The sequence below is a fragment of the Maribacter corallii genome (assembly GCF_047345415.1).
In the GTDB taxonomy this organism is placed as follows: Bacteria; Bacteroidota; Bacteroidia; order Flavobacteriales; family Flavobacteriaceae; genus Maribacter_C.
Genome location: NZ_JBLFEP010000006.1, coordinates 432,977 through 449,882, shown reverse-complemented (window position 1 = coordinate 449,882; position 16,906 = coordinate 432,977). Strand labels below are relative to the sequence as shown.

Here is a 16,906-nt window from a genome sequence, read left to right as displayed (position 1 = left end):
AAATATAATTAGTTTAGTGCGTACTATTCTCTTTCTGATAATGTCTTCAAGATACCAGCGATTTTACCTCCACCGGATTTAAGTCCAGAAATAACGTTCTTGGCCGGAGACTGTAACAGTCCGATTATTTCACCGATCATTTCTTCTTTGGACTTAATACTAACTAAAGCATCTAGATTTTCATCACCAATATAAACCGCTTCTTCGACGAATGCACCTTTCAACAAAGGCTTATCCGACTTTTTCCTGAAATTCTTGATCAGTTTTGCAGGAGCATTTCCAATCTCGGAAAACATTAGTGAAGTATTGCCTTTCAGCACTTCAGGAAGTTCACCGAATTCTCTTTCAGAAGCTTCCATTGCTTTTGCAAGCAAGGTGTTTTTCACTACGGACAGTTTGATATCAGCCTTAAAACAAGCTCTTCTCAAATCAGAGGTTGTCTTGGCATCCAAACCGGATATATCCGCCAAGTAAATGGTAGAGTTATCCGCTAACTCCGTAGTCAAATCCTGTATTACGTTTGCTTTTTCTTCTCTTGTCATACTAAAAATTTTTACTACCAGTTAGTTAAACTGTCTTAGGGTCTAATTGAACACTAGGACTCATGGTGCTTGACATGAAGATGCTTTTCATATACACCCCTTTTGCCGCCGTAGGTTTCAATTTATTCAGCGTCTCCAACAACTCTTTTGCGTTACCCGCAATTTTGTCAGCGGTAAAAGATGCCTTTCCAATTGCAGCATGCACGATACCGGTTTTATCGACCTTGAAATCAATTTTACCACCTTTAACGTCAGTTACGGCTTTTGCCACATCCATGGTCACTGTACCTGTTTTCGGGTTCGGCATCAAACCTCTTGGTCCTAAAATACGACCTAAGGGGCCCAATTTACCCATTACGCTAGGCATCGTGATAATAACATCAACATCGGTCCAACCTCCTTTGATTTTATCCAAATACTCATCCAGGCCAACATAATCGGCTCCGGCTTCTTTAGCATCTGCTTCTTTATCTGGAGTGACCAACGCCAAAACCTTCACATCTTTACCCGTACCATGTGGAAGTGTCACTACCCCACGGACCATTTGATTCGCTTTACGTGGATCAACCCCTAAACGTACCGCTATTTCAATAGATGAATCGAATTTTGTATTGGTGATTTCTTTTACCAAAGCTGAGGCTTCGTCAACGGAATAGAGCTTGTCTTTCTCTATTTTAGCACGAGCTTCTTTTTGCTTCTTTGTTAATTTTGCCATTTTTAAAATTGCTTTTTAAGATTTAAAAAGGTCGTTTTCCAGCAACCTTCATACCCATTGAACGTGCCGTTCCCGCGATCATACTCATTGCAGATTCTACAGTAAACGCATTCAAGTCTACCATTTTATCTTCTGCGATGGTCTTAATCTGATCCCAAGTGACACTACCTAATTTCACACGGTTAGGTTCGCCAGATCCTTTCTTAATCTTAGCTGCTTCCATCAACTGAACGGCCGCCGGCGGTGTTTTTACGACGAAGTCGAACGACTTGTCTTTATAGACGGTGATAACAACTGGTAAAACCTTTCCGGGTTTGTCCTGTGTACGCGCATTGAACTGCTTACAGAACTCCATGATGTTAACGCCGGCAGCACCTAAGGCGGGTCCGACCGGTGGCGATGGATTCGCTGCACCTCCCCTAACTTGTAGTTTAACTACTTTACCTACTTCTTTTGCCATTGTTTAAAATTAAATTGAAATCGTGTTAGTGGAAGCAACACAATTTTATATATGTAACAATTACTTTAAATCTTTTCTACTTGCATGTAACTCAATTCCAAAGGCGTTTTTCTTCCGAAAATCTTCACCATGACCTCAAGTTTGCGTTTTTCCTCATTTATTTTTTCGACAGTACCGTTAAAACCATTAAACGGGCCATCAATAACTTTTACCGTTTCACCAAACACGAAAGGTATGGCCACACTATCGGTATTCACGGCCAATTCATCAACTTTACCGAGCATTCTGTTCACCTCGGACTTCCGAAGTGGAACGGGGTCGCCTCCTTTGGTTTCCCCTAAAAAACCGATTACATTGGTAATCGACCGTATAATATGAATCATTTCACCACCTAAATTGGCTTTGATCATGATATATCCAGGAAAATAAACCCGTTCTTTATTGATTTTTTTTCCATTTCGAATCTGCACCACCTTTTCAGTGGGGACTAAAACATCTTCTAGATAATCACCAAACCCGAGTCTAGTGACCTCACTTTCGATGTAGCCTTTGATTTTGTTTTCTTGACCGCTAACAGCCCTTACCACATACCATTTTTTTTCCAGTACTTCGGACATGCCTATTGGTTTTTATTCTTACTTGTAAATGAAGATACTCCTAAAACAAGACCTACCGTTAGTATAGCATACCACAGTAAGCGCAATACGCCGCCGAATCCCGCTTCTAAATAATCCGAGTACGTCTTCGCAGAAAATAAATTGCCTGCAATCAAATCCGAAAAATACTCATCAACCCCCCATGTCGCCAAAGCGAACAATATGGAGAAAACCGCCACAACAACCATAAGGTTAGAAGATTCAGCCTTGGTCGGCAAGGTTACGTGGTTGCGTAACTCTTCAATCGATTCTTTTATATAGGTCAACATGTTGTTTCTTTTTTACCCTTTACGTCAATGGCGAACTAATCCAAAAGTCCTTCTTAATTTCTAAGACACGAAAAATAAAGCCGCGGCCTTATTATTTCGAGTGGACTTCTCTTGTGAAAGGTCGTTAAACTCGTTTCGCACGGGAGGAGAGACTCGAACTCCCGACACCTGGTTTTGGAGACCAGTGCTCTACCAACTGAGCTACACCCGTTTTTATTCACATTTAAAGGTATCCGCCTGTTGGCGGACACCCTTAATGTGTAAATAACTTCTAAAGATTTTTAGTCTAAAATCTTAGTTACCTGACCTGCACCTACTGTTCTACCACCCTCTCGGATCGCAAAACGAAGTCCTTCGCTCAATGCAATTGGAGAAAGCAAATCAACAGTAATGGTAAGGTTATCACCAGGCATAACCATTTCAACTCCTGAAGGAAGATTGATCGTACCAGTTACATCAGTGGTTCTGACGTAGAACTGAGGACGATAGTTATTGTGAAATGGTGTGTGACGACCACCTTCTTCTTTCTTAAGGATATAAACCTCAGCTTCAAATTTAGCGTGTGGCTTAACAGAACCCGGCTTACAGATTACCATTCCCCTTTTGATATCAGACTTTTCGATACCTCTCAAGAGGATACCAACATTATCACCAGCTTCACCTCTATCCAATATCTTACGGAACATTTCAACCCCTGTAATTGTAGAAGACAATTTCTCTGCACCCATACCGATAATATCAACGGCATCACCAGTATTGGCAACTCCGGTTTCAATACGACCAGTAGCAACAGTACCACGACCGGTAATCGTAAATACGTCTTCAACAGGCATCAAGAAATCTTTTTCAACATCTCTTTTTGGAAGCTCGATCCAATCATCAACAGCGGTCATCAATTCCATTACGGTATCGACCCATTTTTGCTCACCGTTCAAAGCACCTAATGCAGAACCAGCGATTACGGGACCATTGTCACCATCATATTCGTAGAAAGAAAGCAACTCTCTGATTTCCATTTCAACAAGCTCTAAAAGCTCTTCATCATCAACCATATCCACCTTGTTCATAAAAACAACGATTCTTGGGATACCTACCTGACGTCCTAAAAGGATGTGCTCACGAGTTTGTGGCATAGGACCATCAGTCGCAGCTACAACAAGGATAGCTCCATCCATTTGAGCAGCACCAGTAACCATGTTCTTCACATAATCCGCGTGACCAGGACAATCAACGTGGGCATAGTGACGATTCGCAGTTTGATATTCAACGTGCGAAGTGTTGATAGTGATACCTCTTTCTTTTTCTTCAGGAGCGTTATCGATAGAATCGAAGCTTCTCTTTTCAGATAATCCTGCGTTCGCCAATACTTCGGTGATAGCAGCAGTCAATGTAGTTTTTCCGTGATCGACGTGTCCAATGGTACCAATATTTAAGTGCGGTTTGGAACGATCAAAAGTTTCCTTTGCCATTTTTAATGAATTTTAATCTTATGTTTATATTAGTGTGTGTGTACAAATTTGTCAACTAATAGAGCCAACGACGGGAATTGAACCCGTGACCTCTTCCTTACCAAGGAAACGCTCTACCCCTGAGCTACGTCGGCCTTTTTGGGGTTTCAGGTTCAAGGTTTAAAGCTATCTCGACCGACACTAAACCGCAAACGCTTACTCAGTATTTGAGCGAGACCCCTGAATTTACCTCGGCTGCGCTCAGCACAGACTTCTCACCCTATTCTTCTTCACAAATCAAAACGAAAGTGTTCAACTAAAACACTTCAACTTCGATATCTAAAGAGCCTTTTTAGAGCGGGAGACCGGGTTCGAACCGGCGACATTCAGCTTGGAAGGCTGACGCTCTACCAACTGAGCTACTCCCGCAATTCTTATAAATTCCAAATTGGAATTTCCTAAAAGATGTGGGGAGAGCAGGATTCGAACCTGCGAAGACATAGTCAGCAGATTTACAGTCTGCCCTCGTTGGCCGCTTGAGTATCTCCCCTTCTTTATTATACTTCACTATTTTAATGAACTTATTTCCATTTTGAATCGGCACAGGAACTCATCTCGTCTACGCTCGGCATAAACTTCGCGTCCCTTGACCATTTCAAAATTTCAATCTGCAAAACCATTTAAAATAATTCCACATTTTGAGCCGATAGAGGGACTCGAACCCACGACCTGCTGATTACAAATCAGCTGCTCTAGCCAGCTGAGCTACATCGGCCTTTTACCCTTTTTTACGCATAAAAAAGTCCGCTATTTCTAACGGACTGCAAATGTATATATTTATTTGTTTAATCAAAACAAAATATGGAAAATTTTAATCAGGCATACACCCTCATTTTTTCTTTCCTTTTTATCAGTTTTCTTTCCAGTGTGTTACAGGCCGAATCGACCGCTTCCTCAAAAGTTTTACACTGCTTTTTCACCATGAATTTATCCTTGGGGATATGTAATTTGATTTCCACTATTTTATTCTCTTTGGAACTAGTGTTCTCAACCTTGAGATAGACATCGGAACTGACCACTTTATTATAAAAAGTTTCTAACTTATTCAATCGGTTTTCGACAAATTGTATAAGCGTTGCATCCGCATTAAAATTTACAGATTGAGCATTTACTTTCATAAGCTAATGATTTAAAGGTTAAATAACTGTTTAGTAGTGCACTATTTTTTATTTCTGGGATGTGAAGCCAAATGCACTTTCTTAAGCTCGGCAATACTATTATGGGTATATACCTGAGTAGAAGCCAAACTTGAATGACCTAATAATTCCTTCACGGAATTCAAATCCGCTCCTTTATTGAGCAGGTGGGTTGCAAAAGTATGCCTTAGAATATGAGGGCTCCTTTTTGCTTTTTGCGATACCTCACTAAGATACTTATTAATAACTCTGTAGACAAGGGTTTCGTATATTTTATGACCGCTTTTTGACAAAAACACATAGTCGTCATCCACAATGCTTTCGAGTTCATCACGGGCGATCAAGTATTGTACAAACAAGTCGGTAATGCCCCCCAAAAGAGGAATGATACGCTCTTTATTTCGCTTTCCCAGCACCTTTATCGTACCCCCGCGTAGATTGAGGTCGACCAATTGCAAATCGATCAGTTCGGCTCTCCTAATACCTGAGGTGTATAGGAGCTCGATCATCAACTGATCCCTTATTCCCTCAAATCCTTCTTTAAAGGAAATTTGCTTTAAAAGCGCACTCATTTCGGCCTCGGAAAAGGGTACTTCCATTTTTTTCGAAGTTTTCAAGGCCTTGTGCTTCGCCAACGGATTTACCTCTATATCACCGACGCGTTGTAGAAACTTGTAGTAAGCTTTTAAAGAGGCTATTTTTCGATTGACGGTGCGGTTCGAAATGGAGTCGTTAACCAAACTTACGATCCAACTCCTGATTTGCGAGTACGAAACCGATTCGATATTGGAGATATCATAGGTCTCCTTACAAAACCTTTTGAAATCACCAATGTCGTTGCCGTAAGCCTTTACGGTATGGGAAGAATAATTCTTTTCTAATGATACGTAGGCCAAAAAAGCTTTTACCGACATATCACAAAGTTATGAAAGTTTTAAGGCATTCTGAGGCCTCGCTTGAAGACCAGGCGGTCAGGCGGTTATCAGCACTACGGTTGGACACAAAAAAATCCCGCTAATGCGGGATTTTAATCTCATATTTGTTCAGTACTAGATTTCCTCTTGGTCTTTAAGACCTTGAATGTACTGGGCTTTTTGTATTTGTGCTCGTCGAGCTACAGAAGGCTTCGTAAATTGTTGGCGTTTGCGCAATTGGCGCATTGTACCTGTTTTATCGAACTTTCGCTTAAAACGCTTTAAAGCTCTATCTATGTTTTCTCCTTCTTTAATCGGTATTATCAACATGGGCTACAACCTCCTTTCTTTAATGATTAGGGCTGCAAAGATATAAACTAATTTACAACTCGCAACCAAATATGCATAAATGTGCAAAAAACTATTTTCAGGCCCTACCGGTCTATCCTTTAGGGGCCTTGTACTCTTTCTTATCAATGATGATCTTGGCAACGATCTCACGAAGAATCTCTGAGGTTCCACCACCAATAGGCCCCAATCTACTATCTCTAAAAAGACGAGCCATAGGATAGTCTTCTATATACCCATAACCCCCAAGAAACTGTAGGCACTCATGGGCGACGTCATCCGCCATTTTTGTCGACTTCAATTTGGATATCGTCGCTTCACGAACCACGTATTCACCCTTATCCATTTTATAGACTACACCGTAGTTATATTGTTTACACATATCCATATCAGCATGTAAGTCGACAATACGATGGCGCAACGCCTGATATTGGTTAATCGGTTTGCCAAAGGTTTCCCGTTCCGACATATAGTCCAACACGTAGTCCAACGCATATTCGGCCCTGGCATGGGCATTAACCCCCATAATCAAACGTTCTAGGGCAAAAGCTTCCATGATGAAACCGAAGCCCTTTCCTTCCTCTCCCATTAAATTATCGGCAGGAACCTGCACATTGTCGAATGCCAGCTCGGCCGTATCCGAAGCTCGCCACCCTAGCTTATTCAATTTGTTCGCGGTGACCCCTTCGCTTTTCAAATCGACGATGAACAGACTAATGCCTTTGTTACCCGCAGTAGCATCTGTTTTAGCCGCCAAGATGATATAGTCTCCGTACACCCCGTTAGTGATAAAGGTCTTCGAACCGTTGAGGACATATACCTCACCTTTTCTAGTAGCTGTAGTTCTCATGGCGGCTACGTCACTACCTCCAAAAGGTTCGGTAACCCCGAGGCAACCTAGTTTCTCTCCAAGTACGCTAGGCCTCAAGTAAGCCTCCTTCTGAAGTGCGTTGGCATTCTTGTTCAGGTGTGTCATTGCCAAATAGACGTGGGCCCATACGGCAGCGGCAAATCCTCCGGAATTGATTTTTTGCAGTTCCTCAAGCAGAATGACGGTGTAGAACAAATCCAACCCCATTCCACCATGATCTTCTGGAGTCGCCAAGCCGAGAAAGCCCATTTCTCCGAATTTTTTCCAAATGGAGCGATCTATGATACCTGTAGTTTCCCAATCGTCGATATGGGGCACTACTTCTTTTTGTAAAAAGTTCTGGAGACTTTCCCTGAAGAGATGATGTTCTTCAGTAAAGTACATACTTTGCATAGCAATCGATTTAAAGCGACAAATATAAGGCTATTCTAGAGATCTTTTCCGCTGGAAAACGGTCAATATTTAACAGTTCGTTTAAGTTTGAAAATGGCCCATTGGCTTCTCGGTAGCGTACGATTTCCTCCGCCAAGTCAAATCGTATATAGGTTATGGAAGCTATTTGCGCTACCGTAGCTGTATTGATATTGATCTTGGTAACTTCGGGTGCGTTAAACACTTTATATTTTCTTAAGACTTTTTTTGTTACCTCTGGTGGCAAACCATACACATCATATAATTGTTCTTCCACTAAAAAACCACCTAATCGATTCCTGAATTTCACAATTCTCTTTGAGAGCACCTCACCGATTCCACTTATAGCCCTCAGTTCGTTGGCGGTGACGGCGTTCAAATCGTGCAACGGAAAGTCCTTAGGAGGTCTTTTTTCAGAAACCAATGGTTTTTCCAAGAATTTCGAATCGCTTGTTTCCACTGGTACCCTCCTTGCTTTTTTTGTCCAATCGGGAAACTTGAAAAAGGGCGTGATAACCATCAACAGGGAATCGGAAATCTGAGTGACTTTTTGAAAATCTTCCGGGGTGTTCACGAATTTGTGCTGCGCCCTAAATTCATGGAGTCTATCAATTTCGGAAATACTCATACCTAAGACATAGCCTTTATGGTCGGTTATAAAATTGGGGTTAAACGGATACATTTTTGGAGCATCTGCCATTGCCGCCTTTTCCTTCAAAGCATCTATGCCGGTCTGAAGCCGAATATTCTCTGAAAAAATGGTCGGCCCATTTGGTTGATAAAAAGAATCCATCAAAACGTACCCGACCTGCAACAGAACTATGAGTAGGAGCAAAAAGAAAATTCCACTACGTTCTTGTCTATTGAAACCGACCAACTTCTAGAAAGGCTTAAAGCGAGATTTAAAACCCTTCAACTTGTTATTATTTGAAGTTGGCTTTTATATCCGACAGGTACTTGTTGAGTTCTTCCCGTACTCTTGGGAACAAAAATAGCAGTCCTATCATGTTCGGAAAGACCAGGGCCAATATCATGGCGTCGGAAAATTTGATTACCGCATCCAAAGTGGCCGCCGCTCCGATGACTACGAAAAGTAAAAACAAGACCTTATAGACCGTATCCATGGTTTTTCCCCTTCCAAATAGATATTTCCAAGATTGGAGCCCATAATACGACCATGAAATCATAGTGGAGAAGGCAAACATAATAATCGCTATCGTCAATACATATCTAAAACCTGGTATCACCGAGTCGTAGGCCATTGATGTCAAATCTACCCCTCCAACATATGTTTGTGAATCATTTAGAAGTACCGTACTACCGACAGCATTTCCATAATCAAACGCTCCTGCGTCCATATTAAAGAAAATAATGACCAAAGCGGTCATTGTACAAATGACAACCGTATCTATAAAAGGTTCTAGAAGTGCTACTACTCCTTCACTGGCAGGGTACTTGGTTTTAACTGCTGAATGGGCAATAGCAGCAGAACCCGCACCGGCCTCGTTAGAGAATGCCGCTCTTTGAAAACCTACAATGATTACCCCAACAATACCGCCCAGACCGGCTTCAGGTGTAAAGGCGCCAGAGAATATCATTCCGAAAGCGTCTCCAACATATTTAATATTAGCAAATATGATCACTAGGGAGGCGAGAACATAGATACCTGCCATGAAAGGCACGATTTTCTCCGTAACACTGGCGATTTTTTTGATTCCTCCAATAATTACGATACCCACTAAAATTGCCATGACCACACCAATAATAACGCCAGTAGCACCGCCTTCCCAGCCAAACATCGAGGTCAACTGTACAGCGGCCTGATTCGATTGAAAAGCGTTACCCCCGCCAAAAGAGGCACCAACACATAATATAGCAAAAATGACCCCTAAAACCTTGCCGAGACCTTTCAAACCTTTTTCGTTCAAACCCCTTGACATGTAGTACATGGGGCCGCCGTATACGGTACCGTCGCTACCCACATCCCTATACTTCACACCTAAAGTACATTCCACAAACTTGGTCGACATTCCGATCAAGCCACAGACTATCATCCAAAATGTAGCCCCAGGACCTCCTAAAGCTATCGCTACGGCCACACCTGCAATATTACCAAGACCGACGGTTCCGGAAACCGCGGTGGCCAACGCTTGAAAATGGCTTACTTCTCCTTCCTTGCTCTCATCCGCAATAGTATCGACCAAATCACCATCAACAATATTGACATCTGATTTCTCTACTCCGTGATGGTCCATTTCATCATATTTTCCTCGTACCGTATTTATGGCCAAACCAAACTTCGATATGCCGGGAACTTTGAAATATACTGTGAAGAACGTGGCGCCCAAAACCAGTAAAATAAGAACAATAGGCAAATCGTACCCGCCAATGCTAATCGGGGTTAGTACCGTGTTTTCCCACCAAACGGCAAACGGCATGAATGCATCATTGACTCTCTCATCAAGACCTTTCTCAACGGTCTCTTGAGCGGTACTTAAAATTGGTAAGAATAAAGAAATTAGGGCAAGAAGTCTATACTTCATAATTAGGGTTTGTTTGGTATATTTTTTAATTAGTCGTGGACAATATCCTAAAAATAAGCATCACAATCAAGCAATAGGGTTAAATTAACTTGAAATGCCGCCGTCAATATGGAACATTTCGTTCAACTTTCTAATCTGTTCAGGACGTCCGAGAACGATGACCTTACTTTTCGGCTCAAGTTCCATATCGGCCTCGGGGTTAATAATATAGTCTCCGTCGGGTGCAATATATCCAATAATCGTACAACCTGTTCTTCGCCTAAGGTCAAGATCGCGCAGTGAATTGCACTCCATCTGATCTGAAAAGTCCTCAATAGGCACTTCTTCTAGATTCGTGGTATGTTCCCCTTCTGTGGAAAGTTTATCCATAAATGTTATAAGGTCGGGCATGACTACCAGCGATGCCATATGATCACCTCCGATTTTATCAGGCATAATCACTTTATTGGCTCCGGCAAGTTGTAATTTCTTTTGTGAGGTGACCAAAGAAGCACGACTGATGATAAAAAGTTTCTGATTCAATTGACGCGCGGAGAGCACAACGAAAAGATTCGCCGCATCATCGGGTAGGGCCACAATCAAATATTGCGCGTGGTCAATACCGGCTTCTTTTAATACATCATCATCATTGGCGTCACCTTCAACAAAAAGTATATCCGCTTCATAACGTTCAATGATATCACGATTACGCTCTATAACGACAAAAGGTCTTTTGTAGGCTTTTAGGCGTTCTGCTGCTTGCATCCCATTTCTTCCGAACCCACAAACAATTACATGTTCGGATAAATTCTTGATTTTATTTTTCACCCTCTTTTTTTTTAAAAGTTGCATGGAATTCCTTCCCAAAATATACTCGGTAAGCACTGAAATGGCAAACCCTAAAATAAACACACTTGCCACAATTAAGAATACCGTAAAAATCTTTGAGGTATCGTCTAAGGGATGAACCTCCTTAAACCCGACCGTGGCCATTGTTATGATGGTCATGTAGAGCGCATCGATCCATGTATAATCGGAAATATAACGATAGCCGATTGTACCACATAGGACCACCGCAAGGGTCAAGGACAGGGCCAGATACAGCTTGGAACGAGAAAGTTTAATCATATTTAGAGGTCAAAAACCGAGGTTCTTTTGGTGTACACCAAGTCCTTTATCTTTAGCCAAAAAGCCAAAAACAAATAGAGTGCAAAACCAAAGCCCACTGTCACAAACGTAAGATAAATAAATGATGTTCTCACTACTCGAGCACGAATGCCCAATCTTTCAGCTATTCGCCGACAAACTTCAAAACCACGTTTCTGAAAATAATACAGAATAGAATAGAAAAAATTCATGCCTAAAATTACACATTTCTATGTAATATCGTACTGCCTATGGCGCAATCCAAACATTTATTCGCGGTACAATACTCTTGATATAATTGTAGTAGTGCCTGAGTTTGCATAGCGGTTTCGATCGTTACCCCTAAACCATCATAACCTTTGATTATAGCATTCTGTTCCGCTTTGATCTGGGTGATAATGTGCAGTATTTCGCCCGCAGAAGCTTTGCCTAAATGCCGAGAATAACAAAACTTCAATGGCAAGACCGTGTTGATGATCAGTAAATCAATAAAGGGCTTGGTCAACTTTTTCGCCTTTTCCTTGGATGACTTACCAAAAACATAATGATCGTTCCAATAAGCGGTCGCCGAGCTTTCAAAAACCGAATACAACATATTTAAATCGGTAGCTTTGATTACTTTTTCAAAAAGACTGCCTTGCTTACCATATAAATTGGCAAACTGCGACAGGCGGAGCGTTGGAAAATTGGCTGGACGCAATTTGAAAAATTCAGGTTTGAGAACACCTTCATTATCCAACTTGAATTTTCGTTTTAAAAATTCAAAATCCCGTTTCAATCGTAGATAGTATAAATCAACAATGTTTTCATCTTCTAACAAATGTGACATTCCGAATAGCAAACTCTCCAGCTGATCCACACTATGCCCTACTTTGCGAACAATGGAAAATTCCAAGTGATCGGCTAGCGTCAAAAAAGCGTCGCTATTGATTTTCGATCCGAAGCTTTTCAGAAGTAAGGTAAAGAGCACTTGCTCCCAATCGTTTTTGGAATTCTCAAGCAATTTAGAAATGGTTTCGGACTTGTGTTCCAAACGTTCGAAATACAATCGTTCTAACCAATGCTCAAAAATAAACGAGTCGACCTCCAACATATCGGTCTCACAATTGATGAAGGAATGTTTCTGTTTGTCCAAAAGCTCTTGATAGACCTCTACGAATTTTGGAGAAACCACGTTTTTCAATTCAAGCGTGGGGATAACAGTCCCATTTTTCCTAAAGACCATAGTGTCTTCTTCCCAGACCACGTGCAAGATTACATTTTCATACTTCGGATCTTCTTCGTGGTGGTGGGCATACCAATCCGAAGCTTTTACATGGATTTCCACATTACCTGCCCAAAGTTGGCCGTCAATATGGATTTTTGCATTGAAAAAATCAGGTCCTGACAAATGATTGTGAGTGCCTGTATCGCCAATTGAAATAGATTCGGAACAGGTCGTATATAAATCAGATGGGGTCAGTTTATTATACTTCCATAAGAAATGAAGCAAATCTTCTCGCACGAAAAAGGAGGTTTGTGTTTCGTGCTAAAATAATTGAAAAATACTAAAAGTAAGAAAAAACTGTATAAAAATTACTCCACCACCTCTCCTGTCCAATTCATAAAACCACCTTCTAGATTAAAAGTATTCTCAATCCCGATACTGTTCATGATAGCGCAGGCCTGACCACTTCGGTTACCGCTTCGGCAATACACGTAGTAATTTTTTGAAGCATCTAATTTCTGAAGCTCGTCGATGAAACCTTGCCCTAAATAAATATCTATTTGCTTCGCATTGGGAATATACCCTTCTTCCACCTCATCGTCCGTTCGAACATCCAAGATGAACGCGTTATCATCATTCTGCAATTGCTCTGCCCACTCTTCTTGTGATAAATCTGCCATAACTGAATCTTTGCTTTCAAAAATACTTCTTTTCGATCATATATCCTTCCTAAAAAATTAACAAAAGATTAGACCTTTTGTATTTGGTCAGAAAGAAAATCGACATACATTTGTATATACAATTATTGTAACAACATGAACGTTGAAGAAACCATACAAACCGAAAAAAAGATTCCGCTAGAGAGCAGGACCATTATTCATTTCATGTTGGTCAACAACAAGATCAATGAGACTATTTCAGGTGTATTGAAGCCCTTTGACGTCTCGTTACAGCAGTTTAATGTGTTACGCATCTTAAGGGGGCAAAACGGGAAACCCGCCCATCTTTCTACCTTGAACGAACGAATGGTCACAAAAATGAGCAATACCACTCGTTTGGTAGACAAATTAATTTTAAAAGGGTATGTCAATAGAATCGTTTGCCCATCAAACCGTAGAAAAGTAGAAATTAATATTACCGAAGAGGGAGATAAGGTATTGAAGAAAATGGATGTAGCCATGGCGATTGCGGAAAAGGCTATTTTGAAGAACATCTCCAAAAAAGAACTGGAACAACTGAACGCATTGTTCAATAAATTTTAAATAAACACAAATAATTAATTACATTTAAGTTACAAACATGAAAAAGACAGTTTTAAGTTTAGCATTAGCTATAGTATTCGGAGCAACAGCAACGGCAACTACACCTGTTGAGGGTGAAAAAAAGGAAGTAAATTCTGAAACAAGCAAAGTGACGTGGAAGGCGTACAAAGTTACCGGATCCCATACTGGTACCGTCGATTTGAAATCGGGCGCATTGCTGTTTGATGGCGATAAATTGACCGGTGGGGAATTCGTGGTCGACATGCCTACCTTGATTTCTACCGATCTAGAAGGTGAATACAAAGGAAAGCTGGAGGGGCATCTGAAATCTGACGATTTCTTCGGGGTTGCCAATCACCCAACTTCCAAATTGGTTTTCACCAATGTGAAGGCTTCTGGAAAGAACTCGTACGAGGTTACCGGAGACCTGACTATAAAAGGTATTACTAAACCTATTACCTTTGATGTATCCGTATATGGAAGTAAAGCGACCGCCACTTTGAAAGTTGACAGAGCAGAATACGATGTCAAGTATGGTTCTGGTAGTTTCTTTGAAAACCTTGGAGACAAAACTATCTATGATGAGTTCGATCTTGTTGTGGATTTAGAATTTTAGTAGACTTGACCTCACAGTTAAGCGGCCCCGTGTTTCATTTGAAGCGCGGGGTTTTTTGATTCTTGAAAATAGGGACGACCGAAGACCTTAGAACTTCAAATTATAGCCTGATGCCGTACCTATTAAAATAATCATCATGACATCGGATTTCTTTTTATCGGCATTTCATTTGTAGGCAAAAAAAATGATTTCTATATTTGACACATAATGATTGAATTACGAAATAATACATGGTGGTGGTCTAACTCTCGAAAGTTATCGTGAGCTAAGCATCATTGTAGTAAAACTATATAAGGCTTGTCATCACGACAAGCCTTACTCTTTTTATAGCATCAGATGAAATACAAATTACAATCACATTACCGAAAAATATTAGCGGACACCATCACTCCTGTAAGTGTCTATCTGAAGATTAGAGATCGATTTCCGAATAGCATCCTTTTGGAAAGTAGTGACTACCATGCCAACGATAACAGTTTTTCGTATATCTGCTGTAATCCCATTGCCTCTTTTAAAGTGGAGAATGAGATAATATCCCGACAGTTTCCCGATGGTTCGTCAGACGAAATAAAAATCGACCCGCAAACCGACGTGGTACAAGTGATTCATGATTTCAGTCAACGTTTTGATACAGGAAAAAGTGATTTTAAGTTCATAAATAATGGGCTATTTGGCTATATGGCCTATGATGCGGTTCGGTATTATGAAAGCGTGGCGCTTGAAAAAAAGGAGGGTACCATTCAAATTCCGGATATCTATTATGCGGTGTACCAGAACATCATTGCCATCAATCACTTCAAGAACGAAGCCTATATCTTTGCACATTGCTTTGAATCGGAAAACAATATTCCGGAAATCGAACAGATTCTAAATGTCAAGAACTTTGCGTCCTACAATTTTACCATGGACGGAACAGTATCCTCCAACTTAAGGGATGAAGAATACAAAGAGCATGTGGAATTGGCCAAAAAGCATTGTCAGCGTGGCGACGTGTTTCAATTGGTTTTATCGCGACGATTCTCACAAGGTTTCAAAGGAGATGAATTCAACGTATACAGAGCCCTGCGCTCGGTGAACCCTTCACCTTATCTATTCTATTTTGATTATGGGGATTTTAAAATATTTGGAAGTTCTCCCGAGGCACAACTGATCGTTCAAAACGGTAAGGCGGAAATTCACCCTATCGCCGGAACTTTTAAGCGCACCGGTAATGATGAACAAGATGCTATTCTAGCCAAACAACTTACCGAAGACGATAAGGAAAATAGTGAACATGTGATGTTGGTCGATCTAGCCAGAAACGATCTGAGCCGAAATGGCAATATGGTAGAAGTGGCCAACTATCGCGAAGTACAATTCTTCTCTCATGTGATTCACTTAGTGTCAAAAGTGACCGGCAAAAAGAAAAAGGATATTGCAACGATGAAGGTGGTCGCGGATACATTTCCGGCAGGAACGTTGAGCGGAGCACCTAAGCATATGGCAATGCAACTAATCGAAAAGTATGAAAAAACAAGTCGTGGATATTATGGTGGCGCAATCGGCTTTATGGATTTTAGTGGAAATTTCAATCATGCGATAATGATTCGAACTTTTCTGAGCAAAAACCATGAGCTCCATTACCAAGCTGGCGCAGGTCTGGTGGCCGCATCAAATGCCGAAGACGAATTGCAGGAGACCTATAACAAACTGGGGGCATTGACCAAAGCTCTTGAAATTGCAGAAACGATTTAAGATGAAGAAGATACTTGTTATAGACAATTACGATAGTTTTACCTACAATCTCGTGCATTATCTCGAAGATCTGGATTGTGAAGTTATCGTGAAACGCAATGACCAACTAACCCTTGATGAAGTCGATGCATTTGATAAAATCGTACTCTCGCCAGGACCAGGAATACCTGAGGAAGCGGGGCTCTTGAAGGCGATTATTAACAAATATGCGCCTCGGAAGAGTATATTCGGTGTATGCCTAGGGCAACAGGCCATAGCAGAGGTATTTGGTGGCTCACTGATTAATTTGGATGAGGTATATCATGGCATCGCCACAAAAATAACGATTGCGAAAGAAGATAAATTATTTGAAGGAATACCTAAGGAAATCGAGGTCGGTCGGTACCACTCATGGGTGGTTCATCCAGAACTACCTGAAATGCTTGAGGCGACTTCTTTTGATAAAAACGGACAGGTCATGTCTTTGCGACATAAAGAATATGACGTGTGTGCAGTTCAATTTCACCCAGAATCGGTTTTAACACCTGAAGGAAAAAAGATTCTGGAGAATTGGTTGAAGAATTAAATTGATTTGGTGCTCAATTATAGG

The 16,906-nt window shown here is 41.0% G+C and carries 19 protein-coding genes, 5 tRNA genes and 1 pseudogene; 4 read left to right on the top strand and 21 right to left on the bottom strand.

Features of this window, described 5'->3' with window-relative positions:
* Positions 1-23: 23 nt before the first annotated feature.
* From rplJ to ACKWCA_RS21790, 21 genes and pseudogenes are all read right to left on the bottom strand, one after another.
* Entirely contained in the window at positions 24-542 is a 519-nt protein-coding gene (rplJ, locus tag ACKWCA_RS21890; RefSeq protein WP_413980379.1) for a 50S ribosomal protein L10, read from the bottom strand.
* A 25-nt stretch (positions 543-567) separates the two neighbouring features.
* Positions 568-1,257, bottom strand: a complete 690-nt coding sequence (gene rplA, locus ACKWCA_RS21885; protein WP_413980378.1) for a 50S ribosomal protein L1 — start codon at positions 1,255-1,257, stop codon at positions 568-570.
* A 22-nt stretch (positions 1,258-1,279) separates the two neighbouring features.
* Positions 1,280-1,717, bottom strand: a complete 438-nt coding sequence (gene rplK / locus ACKWCA_RS21880) for a 50S ribosomal protein L11 (protein WP_413980377.1) — start codon at positions 1,715-1,717, stop codon at positions 1,280-1,282.
* A gap of 65 nt (positions 1,718-1,782) precedes the next feature.
* Positions 1,783-2,334: a transcription termination/antitermination protein NusG gene (gene nusG, locus ACKWCA_RS21875; RefSeq protein WP_413980376.1), complete on the bottom strand. Its 552-nt coding sequence runs from the start codon at positions 2,332-2,334 to the stop codon at positions 1,783-1,785.
* Positions 2,335-2,483: 149 nt separating this feature from the next.
* Positions 2,484-2,642: pseudogene (gene secE, locus ACKWCA_RS21870) on the bottom strand (preprotein translocase subunit SecE); the annotation flags it as partial.
* A 138-nt stretch (positions 2,643-2,780) separates the two neighbouring features.
* A tRNA-Trp gene (locus ACKWCA_RS21865) sits at positions 2,781-2,853 on the bottom strand.
* A 70-nt stretch (positions 2,854-2,923) separates the two neighbouring features.
* Positions 2,924-4,111 (bottom strand): elongation factor Tu, encoded by a 1,188-nt coding sequence (tuf, locus tag ACKWCA_RS21860; protein ID WP_413980375.1) that lies wholly within the window; start codon positions 4,109-4,111, stop codon positions 2,924-2,926.
* Between the two features lie 62 nt (positions 4,112-4,173).
* A tRNA-Thr gene (locus tag ACKWCA_RS21855) sits at positions 4,174-4,245 on the bottom strand.
* Between the two features lie 201 nt (positions 4,246-4,446).
* A tRNA-Gly gene (locus ACKWCA_RS21850) sits at positions 4,447-4,519 on the bottom strand.
* A gap of 39 nt (positions 4,520-4,558) precedes the next feature.
* Positions 4,559-4,640: transfer RNA gene (locus ACKWCA_RS21845), tRNA-Tyr, on the bottom strand.
* Between the two features lie 151 nt (positions 4,641-4,791).
* A tRNA-Thr gene (locus tag ACKWCA_RS21840) sits at positions 4,792-4,865 on the bottom strand.
* A 100-nt stretch (positions 4,866-4,965) separates the two neighbouring features.
* Positions 4,966-5,268: a ribosome hibernation-promoting factor, HPF/YfiA family gene (gene hpf, locus ACKWCA_RS21835; protein WP_413980374.1), complete on the bottom strand. Its 303-nt coding sequence runs from the start codon at positions 5,266-5,268 to the stop codon at positions 4,966-4,968.
* Positions 5,269-5,309: 41 nt separating this feature from the next.
* Positions 5,310-6,200 (bottom strand): tyrosine-type recombinase/integrase, encoded by an 891-nt coding sequence (locus tag ACKWCA_RS21830; RefSeq protein WP_413980373.1) that lies wholly within the window; start codon positions 6,198-6,200, stop codon positions 5,310-5,312.
* A 135-nt stretch (positions 6,201-6,335) separates the two neighbouring features.
* Complete coding sequence (gene rpsU, locus ACKWCA_RS21825) at positions 6,336-6,530, bottom strand: 30S ribosomal protein S21 (RefSeq protein ID WP_413980372.1); 195 nt, start codon at positions 6,528-6,530, stop codon at positions 6,336-6,338.
* 112 nt (positions 6,531-6,642) lie between these two features.
* Positions 6,643-7,812, bottom strand: coding sequence for an acyl-CoA dehydrogenase family protein (locus ACKWCA_RS21820; protein WP_413980371.1), 1,170 nt, complete (start codon positions 7,810-7,812; stop codon positions 6,643-6,645).
* A 10-nt stretch (positions 7,813-7,822) separates the two neighbouring features.
* Entirely contained in the window at positions 7,823-8,665 is an 843-nt protein-coding gene (locus tag ACKWCA_RS21815; RefSeq protein WP_413980370.1) for a ComEA family DNA-binding protein, read from the bottom strand.
* Positions 8,666-8,753: 88 nt separating this feature from the next.
* Positions 8,754-10,373: an alanine/glycine:cation symporter family protein gene (locus ACKWCA_RS21810; RefSeq protein ID WP_413980369.1), complete on the bottom strand. Its 1,620-nt coding sequence runs from the start codon at positions 10,371-10,373 to the stop codon at positions 8,754-8,756.
* An 84-nt stretch (positions 10,374-10,457) separates the two neighbouring features.
* Entirely contained in the window at positions 10,458-11,480 is a 1,023-nt protein-coding gene (locus ACKWCA_RS21805) for a potassium channel family protein (RefSeq protein ID WP_413980368.1), read from the bottom strand.
* A 2-nt stretch (positions 11,481-11,482) separates the two neighbouring features.
* On the bottom strand, positions 11,483-11,710 hold the full coding sequence (locus tag ACKWCA_RS21800) for a PspC domain-containing protein (protein WP_413980367.1): 228 nt from the start codon (positions 11,708-11,710) through the stop codon (positions 11,483-11,485).
* An 8-nt stretch (positions 11,711-11,718) separates the two neighbouring features.
* Entirely contained in the window at positions 11,719-13,002 is a 1,284-nt protein-coding gene (locus tag ACKWCA_RS21795) for a DUF2851 family protein (protein ID WP_413980366.1), read from the bottom strand.
* A gap of 71 nt (positions 13,003-13,073) precedes the next feature.
* Complete coding sequence (locus ACKWCA_RS21790) at positions 13,074-13,385, bottom strand: rhodanese-like domain-containing protein (protein WP_413980365.1); 312 nt, start codon at positions 13,383-13,385, stop codon at positions 13,074-13,076.
* A 135-nt stretch (positions 13,386-13,520) separates the two neighbouring features.
* Between ACKWCA_RS21790 and ACKWCA_RS21785 the strand changes: the two genes are divergently transcribed.
* The 4 genes from ACKWCA_RS21785 (at position 13,521) to ACKWCA_RS21770 (ending at position 16,882) form a co-directional block, all read left to right on the top strand.
* Positions 13,521-13,967 (top strand): MarR family winged helix-turn-helix transcriptional regulator, encoded by a 447-nt coding sequence (locus ACKWCA_RS21785; protein ID WP_413980364.1) that lies wholly within the window; start codon positions 13,521-13,523, stop codon positions 13,965-13,967.
* A gap of 37 nt (positions 13,968-14,004) precedes the next feature.
* The gene (locus ACKWCA_RS21780; protein ID WP_413980363.1) at positions 14,005-14,583 is read left to right on the top strand and encodes a YceI family protein; all 579 of its coding nucleotides are present in this window, start codon (positions 14,005-14,007) and stop codon (positions 14,581-14,583) included.
* 336 nt (positions 14,584-14,919) lie between these two features.
* Entirely contained in the window at positions 14,920-16,317 is a 1,398-nt protein-coding gene (locus ACKWCA_RS21775; protein WP_413980362.1) for an anthranilate synthase component I family protein, read from the top strand.
* A gap of 1 nt (position 16,318) precedes the next feature.
* Entirely contained in the window at positions 16,319-16,882 is a 564-nt protein-coding gene (locus tag ACKWCA_RS21770) for an anthranilate synthase component II (RefSeq protein ID WP_413980361.1), read from the top strand.
* The last annotated feature ends 24 nt before the right edge of the window (positions 16,883-16,906 follow it).